The organism is Collinsella tanakaei (assembly GCF_016902615.1).
Lineage (GTDB): Bacteria > Actinomycetota > Coriobacteriia > Coriobacteriales > Coriobacteriaceae > Collinsella > Collinsella tanakaei_A.
In genome coordinates this window covers 62,972-70,189 of the sequence record NZ_JACJMB010000011.1, presented here as the reverse complement: position 1 = coordinate 70,189, position 7,218 = coordinate 62,972, and the positions used below count along the sequence as shown (strand labels likewise).

Below are 7,218 nucleotides of genomic sequence, written 5' to 3'. Positions count from 1 at the left end.
GGGTGGGACCGGACTGCTGGGGCATCGTCGGTCCGCTGGGCTGCTGGGGCATCGCCGGCCCGCCAGCCGCCTGGGCATCCGTCGACGCGGCCGCCCGGGCACGCGCACCGGCTGCCGTGGGCGAGCCGCAGCGCGGGCAGAACGAGGCGGTGTCGGGAATCTGAGCTCCACAATGCGCGCAGTACATACCACATGCTCCAATCTATCGAGAGGTCGAGGACGCGGACGTCGTGCCGGACAGGGGAAGGGCGAAGTCGTCGTCACCCTCATGCAACCACGCCGGTGCGTAACGCTCGGCCCAGTACCCGAGGGCGCGGAACTTGAGAACACTCGTAAAGGCACCGGAGCACATCGTCACGAACAGCAGCAGGGCGACCGAGACCAGCAAGGGAATGAGCGCGATGAAAGCGCCAAACGAATCGCCGAACGTGTTGCGCTGCAGCCACGCACCGAGCGCCCCGGACGCGAACGCGCCCAGAATCAGATCCACGATGAACTGGACAATCCCCACGATGATACCGGGCAGGATCGATGCACAAAAGAGCTTCCCCGGCTCGCGCTTATATGCCGCGAACACCTTGCCCAAAGAGAACGTGGACTCGACGCGCCCCGACACCGCCATGTGCATGACGGTGGCGTCGGAAAACATGGTGAGCAGGACGCTCAGCACGATCGAGATGATAACGGCCACGACAAGGACGAGCATCACGAAGCCGGAAACGAAGTTTGCCATGCTCCTCGACACACCGTACCCCAGAATCGACGCGGTCGCGCCGGTGCCAACGGTAAAGAGGAAGAACACGATTCCGATTATCAACGGCACGGACGACAACACGACGAACAGCCCGTTCAACGCGTTGCTGAAAAAGCCGAGGGAGAGCAGCGATGTTCGCAAAAGCGGGGCATTCTCCTCGAAGCCGCGCCCGCGAGGAAGCGCACGTCCCCACTCGATTGCATAGCCGACGGCGCACAGGCTCGCCAACCCCGACAGCACCAACCCGATCACACCGACAGCCCAACCCACCACGGGAATGATGAAGGCGATGGTCGAGATGACGGCAATGATACCGGGAACGAACGCGATCTTGAGCACGCGCTGGAATGCAGCCGGCACCTTCGTGATGTCGTCGAACGCCTGGGCGAGGCATCCTTTCTGATAGGCACCTGACGGCATTCCCGCGGAAGCGACTGACGGTGAGGACCAGGCAGTAGAACCCGCCTCGGGCACTGGCGTCGACGCGGTGGGGGCAGCGTTCTGGACAGGTGAATCCGCTTGGGCGGCGCGCGGGTTCAGCGCCCCGCAGCGCGGACAGAATCGCGCCGTCTCCGCCATCGGGCTACCGCACTTATTGCAGTACATCTCTCCCCCTTCGTACGCGGCGCACGAGACGCGCCTGAGGTGTCTAATAATCCCTTCGTGTAACTGTAGCGCAGATAGAGCACCTCTGGTGTCTTCATTGGGGACGGGGTAGTTCGGTGCCACCCTGCGCCCGGTCGGGCGCAGGGTGGCACCGAACTACCCCGTCCCCAATGAAGACAGCGCCCCGCCCATCCCACGTGGGGACAGACAGGACGCCGTTCAGGACTATGTGACGATTAGGCCCAGTCCGAACCTAGAACGCAGCCTGGACGGAATCGCCGAAGGTTTCGGAGAGATACTCCTTGAACTCGTCGGTCGTGAGCACATCCACGAGCGCCTGGATGCGCTCATCGTCGGCGAGCTCGGGCGTGGTCACGATGACGTTCGCGTACTCGTTCTTGATGGCATCGGAGTCGGCGCTCTCCTGCGCGACCGCATCGGCGAGCGCAAGGCCCGCGTCGATGGCGTAGTTGCCGTTGATGACAGCGAAGTCCACGTCGGCGAGCGTGGAGGGCAGCATGGCTGCCTCCTGCTCGAGGATCTTGACGTTGTGGGGGTTGTCCACGATGTCGTTCGGCGTCGCGGTCACGCCGGCGCCATCAGCCAGCGTGATGATGCCCTGCTCCTGCAGCAGCATGAGGGCGCGGCCCTCGTTCGTCGCGTCGTTCGGCACCGAGATGGTGGCACCGTCGGCGATGTTGGCGAGGTCGTCGGACTTGCCGGCGAACACGCCCATCGGCTCGAAGTGGATCTTACCGACGCTCACGAGGTCGGTGCCGTTCTCCTCGTTGTAGTTGTTGAGGTAGTTCAGGTGCTGGAAGTAGTTGCAGTCGACCTCGCCGGCAGTCGTGTCCTGGTTCGGCAGGATGTAGTCAGTGTACTCCTTCACCTCGAGCGTGATGCCCTCATCGGCGAGCTTCTCGGCGGCGAAGTCATTCAGGATCTCGGCATGCGGGCTCGGGCTCGCGGCGACGGTCAGCGTGGTCGTAGCGCCCACAACCTCGGCGGAACCCGCGTTATCGGACGTGTTGCCGCAGGCGGCAAGCGATCCGGCAGCGACGATGCCTGCAGCGGCGGCGATGAAGGAGCGACGGGAGATGGAAGCGTTGATGCTCATGGGAAAACCTTTCTGAATAAGGAGATGCAAACGGTCTTGTCGGAAACTCGATGAAGGCAGCTGGAGACTGCGCCCCTTAGGCGTCGCGCTTGTCCTTCGCGCGCTTCGAGGCCTTGGCCTTGCGCGCACCGCGATGGTCGACCTTGCGAGCCGCCAGATCGCAGATGCTCTGGATGACCTGGACGATGATCACGAGGATGATCACGGCGACGATCATGACCTCGTCCACGCGGCGGTAGTAGCCGTAGCGCACGGCGATGTCGCCGAGGCCGCCTGCGCCGATGGCGCCCGCCATGGCGGTGTAGCCCAGCACGGAGATGAGGACGACAGCCACGCCGCGCACGATGGAGGGTAGGGCCTCGGGCAGCAGCGCCGAGAACACGATGCGCGGCACGCTCGCGCCGCAGGCCTCGACGGCCTCCACGCTCTCACGCGGCACCTCGGCGAGCGACTGCTCGATCATGCGCGCAATGAAGGGCGAGGCGGACAGCACAAGCGGCGGGATGGTACCCAGGATGCCCGATCCCGTGCCCATGATGAAGCGCGTGAAGGGGATGATGAACACCATGAGGACGATGAACGGGAAGGAGCGCAGGATGTTCACGACCCAACCCAGCGCCGCGTTCAGCTTGGGGCTCGGGCGCAGCGATCCGGGGGCGGTGAGGTAGAGCACCACGCCGAGCGCGGTGCCGATGATGTAGGAGATGAGCGTGGGCACGATCACCATGATGATGGTGCTCAGCGTGCCCTCGGCGAGCAGCTCGCCGTATTCGGCGATAAAGGAGTTCACGGCATCAAGCATCCCAATCAACCCTTTCAAGCAGGACCTTCGCGGCCTGCGACACGGGGTTGGCGAACACGTCCGCCACGCTCCCCTGCTCCACCACGCGTCCGTGCTCCAGCACCACGACGTTGCGGCAGATCTTCTCCACGACGCTCATGGCGTGCGTGATCACGATGATCGTGACGCCCGTCTTGCGGTTGATGTCGCGCAGAAGCTTCAGGATGGTGTTCGTGCTCGCAGGATCGAGGGCGCTCGTCGCCTCATCGCAGAGGATGTACTCGGGACCGCATGCGAGCGCGCGGGCGATGGCCACACGCTGCTGCTGGCCGCCGGAGAGCTGAGAGGGATAGGAGGAGGCCTTCTCCTTCAGCCCCACCATGTCGAGCAGCTCGAGCGCGCGGGTGCGGTTGTCAGAGGTGACCTTGCCCGTCGCAGCGAGGAAGGGGAAGCACACGTTGTCGAGCACGGTCTTCTGCGCAAGCAGGCCGAAGTTCTGGAAGATCATGGCCACGCGACGGCGATAGCTGCGAAGCTCCGCCCCCGACAGACTCGTCACGTCCTGCCCGTCGACGATAATCTGGCCCGACGTGGGATGCTCCAGCAGGTTGATGCAGCGCACGAGCGTCGACTTGCCCGCGCCGCTCATGCCGATGATCCCCATGATGTCGCCGTCGGCGATATCGAATGAGATGTCATCGAGAGCGCGTGCGGGACCCTCAGCGCCCTCATACGCTTTGCAAAGATGCTTGATTTGTATCACGAGAACACCACCCGATGAGTTGGTCTGAAAACTGGCGGGTCGACTCCCGCCGGAGACGACCTAACGAAGGCGCCCGGTCTCGGCCTGCCCGCGACCATCGCGCGGCATGGCAAAGTGCCCGGGCGAGGGCATCATCATGACCATCATCGTATGTGCGGAAGTCGTAAACATGAAGCCTAGCCTAACAGGGCATACACGCCGATGCAACCTCAAGCCACTCGTCGTAAAAACATCGAAATATAGAAGGGTGTCCTCATCGGGGACGGGGTAGTTTGGAGACATCATGCGCCCGGCCGGGCGCATGATGTCTCCAAACTACCCCGTCCCCGATGAGGACACCCGAATCGGCTGATGACGTTACTCGGACGCCGCCTCCTGGGCGCGCTTGTGGCTCGCGGCGTACTCCTCGCGCGTCATCACGTCCTCGATGCGCAGGTTGATACCGGCGACCTCAAGACCGGTCATGGCGGTGAGCTGCGTGGTCACGCGCTCCTTCACGTCCTCGAAGATCGAGGGCGCGTACGCGCCGTACTCGATGATCACCGAGATGTTCACGATGACGCGGTTGTCGTCGGTGACCTCGACGGACACGCCCTTCGTGAGGTTCTCGGCGCCGAGCGTCTCCTGCACGAAGTGCATAAGGTTGCCCTTCATGCCGAGCACGTGGTCGGCCTCGCGCGTGGCGATGGCGACGATCTTCTCGATCACACCGTTCGAGTAGGTCAGCGAATCCTCGGAGTCGAGCTCCTCGTCATCCAGCTCCTCGCCCTCGGCATCCTTGTGGTCGGCCTCCTTCTGCTCGACCTCTGCCGGCTTGGCGTCATGGGCGTCCGCGGCGGGCGCGGTGCCCTCGTCGGCGGTCTCGACTTCCACTTTGAGCTCATCGGTCATGGGTGGTCCCCTTTCTCGTGTACGGCTCCGCGCACAGGCTCGGCCGCACCTGACGGTTTAGCGCTTGCCGGAGAACAACCGGCGGAAGAAGTTGACGATGCCGTTGTCACCGTCGCGGATCTGGCCAAGCGTGGCTCCCACGCCGGCAAACACCGCGATCACGATCGTCGACCACAGGCCGAGCGTCAGGATGAGGATGGCGAGTACAAAGCCGATGCATCCGTAGAGCACCGTGTAGTGATGGGTGCGCACGTATGCCCACAGCGAGGCGCCGACCCCCTTGATGAAGCCCGCCGCCTCCTCGCCGAACTCGGACGCCGCGGCACGCACGTCAGAGGCGGCGTCGGAGCGCGTCTCATCGACATCCGGCTCGGGTGTCTGGTCGATCGTCAGCTTGGGCGCCGTCTTGCGCCCCTCGGATTTCGCCGTATCGCTCACGCTAGACCTCCTTGGTCACGATCGTGGTCTTACTGGGAAGGAACCGCACGCGGCAGGTCACGCCCTCGGCGCCGAGCAGGCGCTCGCACGCCTCGCGCACACGCTGCTGCATCCGGCAGGCGAGCTCATCGAGCCCCTGGTCGGTAAACGCGATGGCCTCGATGGTCAGGCGTGCCTCGCTGCGGTCGCGCCCCGAGACCTTGCCCTCCACCGACTCGATCATCACGTCGTCGCCGCCCGGCGCCGCACGGCACGCGGTCGAGGCGAGGGCGGCGAGCGTCACCTCGATGCTGGGGTTGCCCGCCACGCGCACGCACGTGGGCTCGGGGCGCTCGGCGAAAGCGCGGATGGCCATGATGAGTGCGCCCGCCGCCGTGATGGCGGCGCACACGAGCAGCGCGATGCGACCCGCTGAGCTCTCGAGGGCCCGCTCGAAGCGGCCGAGGTCGACCTCCATCAGGCGGCATGCGAGCACCGCGACCACGCAGGCGCTTGCCACGAGATATATGGCAGCGATGATCTTCCTGATCGCGCGCATATGTCAGCTCCCCTCGGTGTATTCGGTCTGCCTGCGGTGATGTATACCCGAAACGGACACAGCGTACGCAGGCGTCCATACACGAAGGGCCGGGTTCGCATCCGCGAGACCCGGCCCGTCTCTAAGTCAAAGCGACGCGGGCGCACCCGCGCGCGCCTACTCCTCCTCCAGAGCGGCGATGACCTCGTCGGTCATGTTCATGGTGCTGTAGACGTCCTGGACGTCATCGAGCTCCTCGAGGCGGTCGATGAGGCGCTGGACCTTCTTGGCGTCCGCCGCGCTCACGTCGGTCGGGGTGGTGGGGACCATAGTGAGCTCGGAGCCCTTGACCTCGATACCCTGCTCCTCGAGACCCTTTGAGACGGCCATGAGGTCGCCGGGGTTGGTCCACACGACCCACTCCTCGCCGGCGTCCTCGTAATCCTCGCCGCCGGCCTCGGCGACGGCCATCATGAACTCCTCCTCGTCGCCCGCGGCGCCGTTGGCCATCATGTTCTCCTTCTTGTCGTTCGGATCGACAATCTCCTTGGAGACCACGACCTGGCCCTTGCGCTCGAACTGGAACGCGACGGAGCCGGAGGTGCCGAGGTTGCCGCCCGCGTGGCTGAAGGCGGAGCGGACGTCGGCGGCGGTGCGGTTGCGGTTGTCGGTCAGGCACTCGACGTACACGGCGACGCCGGCGGGACCGTAGCCCTCGTAGACGATGTTCTCGTACACGGCGGCGTCAGCGCCCGTGCCGAAGGCCTTGTCGATGGCGCTCTTGATCTTATCCTTGGGCATGGACTGCGCCTTGGCCTTGGCCACGGCGGCGGCCAGGCTGGCGTTGTTGTCGGGGTTGGGGTCGTTGCCCAGGCGGGCGGCAACGGTGATGTTGCGGCTCAGCTTGGAGAACAGCGCGGAGCGCTTGGCATCCTGCGCGCCCTTGCGATGCTTGGTGGTTGCCCATTTAGAGTGTCCGGACATGCAAAGCTCCTTCTATCTGATCCAGCCGGCAGCCGCGCACAGGGCGCTTGTGCCCCGGCCCATAGAAACACACGATAAGGCATGATATACCGATTGCGCCCCGCGCAAAAGAGCAAGCACGCCCTGCCACGTAAACAGCATTGTCGGGACAGCGGGCGAGCACTCCTTCGCAGCCGCCTGCGCGCACCGCCCGCTGCCGCCCGCGCGCAGGCGTAACGCCGCGCACGAACCCCGTCGGGGGCGCATTCGCGCCGCCAGCCGTCATGAGCGTGTAATGCGACCGGTCCGATGGCACCTTTCGGCCCCTGCATCCGACCGCTCGGGCTGCGACCGGAAAGCGGGTGAAAAAAATATCCCGAAAAAAAGT

Annotated in this window: 9 protein-coding genes; all 9 read right to left on the bottom strand. The window is 64.7% G+C overall.

What is annotated here, in order from left to right; all coding sequences use genetic code 11:
• A partial coding sequence (locus tag H6A21_RS11295) for a zinc ribbon domain-containing protein (protein WP_204561151.1) occupies positions 1-187 on the bottom strand: 187 nt, incomplete at its 3' end.
• A gap of 15 nt (positions 188-202) precedes the next feature.
• The gene (locus H6A21_RS05520; protein ID WP_204561149.1) at positions 203-1,360 is read right to left on the bottom strand and encodes a DUF4013 domain-containing protein; all 1,158 of its coding nucleotides are present in this window, start codon (positions 1,358-1,360) and stop codon (positions 203-205) included.
• Positions 1,361-1,613: 253 nt separating this feature from the next.
• Positions 1,614-2,477, bottom strand: a complete 864-nt coding sequence (locus H6A21_RS05515; protein ID WP_204561147.1) for a MetQ/NlpA family ABC transporter substrate-binding protein — start codon at positions 2,475-2,477, stop codon at positions 1,614-1,616.
• Between the two features lie 76 nt (positions 2,478-2,553).
• Positions 2,554-3,279 (bottom strand): methionine ABC transporter permease, encoded by a 726-nt coding sequence (locus tag H6A21_RS05510; protein ID WP_204561139.1) that lies wholly within the window; start codon positions 3,277-3,279, stop codon positions 2,554-2,556.
• A complete protein-coding gene (locus H6A21_RS05505; RefSeq protein ID WP_204561137.1) occupies positions 3,272-4,021 on the bottom strand; it encodes an ATP-binding cassette domain-containing protein in 750 nt (249 codons plus the stop codon). Before H6A21_RS05505 ends, H6A21_RS05510 begins: the two co-directional genes overlap by 8 nt.
• A gap of 357 nt (positions 4,022-4,378) precedes the next feature.
• Positions 4,379-4,912 carry an Asp23/Gls24 family envelope stress response protein gene (locus H6A21_RS05500; RefSeq protein WP_204561130.1) on the bottom strand — a complete coding sequence of 178 codons (534 nt, stop codon included), beginning with the start codon at positions 4,910-4,912 and terminating at the stop codon, positions 4,379-4,381.
• 57 nt (positions 4,913-4,969) lie between these two features.
• Complete coding sequence (locus H6A21_RS05495; RefSeq protein ID WP_204561128.1) at positions 4,970-5,350, bottom strand: DUF2273 domain-containing protein; 381 nt, start codon at positions 5,348-5,350, stop codon at positions 4,970-4,972.
• Position 5,351: 1 nt separating this feature from the next.
• A complete protein-coding gene (locus H6A21_RS05490) occupies positions 5,352-5,888 on the bottom strand; it encodes a hypothetical protein (protein WP_204561126.1) in 537 nt (178 codons plus the stop codon).
• Between the two features lie 156 nt (positions 5,889-6,044).
• The gene (locus H6A21_RS05485; protein WP_204561124.1) at positions 6,045-6,851 is read right to left on the bottom strand and encodes a YebC/PmpR family DNA-binding transcriptional regulator; all 807 of its coding nucleotides are present in this window, start codon (positions 6,849-6,851) and stop codon (positions 6,045-6,047) included.
• Positions 6,852-7,218: the final 367 nt, after the last annotated feature.

Coding starts and splice junctions, on each gene's coding strand:
- H6A21_RS05520 (WP_204561149.1), bottom strand. CDS start 1,360: ATGTACTGCAATAAGTGCGGTAGCCCGATGGCGGAGACGGCGCGATTC.
- H6A21_RS05515 (WP_204561147.1), bottom strand. CDS start 2,477: ATGAGCATCAACGCTTCCATCTCCCGTCGCTCCTTCATCGCCGCCGCT.
- H6A21_RS05510 (WP_204561139.1), bottom strand. CDS start 3,279: ATGCTTGATGCCGTGAACTCCTTTATCGCCGAATACGGCGAGCTGCTC.
- H6A21_RS05500 (WP_204561130.1), bottom strand. CDS start 4,912: ATGACCGATGAGCTCAAAGTGGAAGTCGAGACCGCCGACGAGGGCACC.
- H6A21_RS05490 (WP_204561126.1), bottom strand. CDS start 5,888: ATGCGCGCGATCAGGAAGATCATCGCTGCCATATATCTCGTGGCAAGC.
- H6A21_RS05485 (WP_204561124.1), bottom strand. CDS start 6,851: ATGTCCGGACACTCTAAATGGGCAACCACCAAGCATCGCAAGGGCGCG.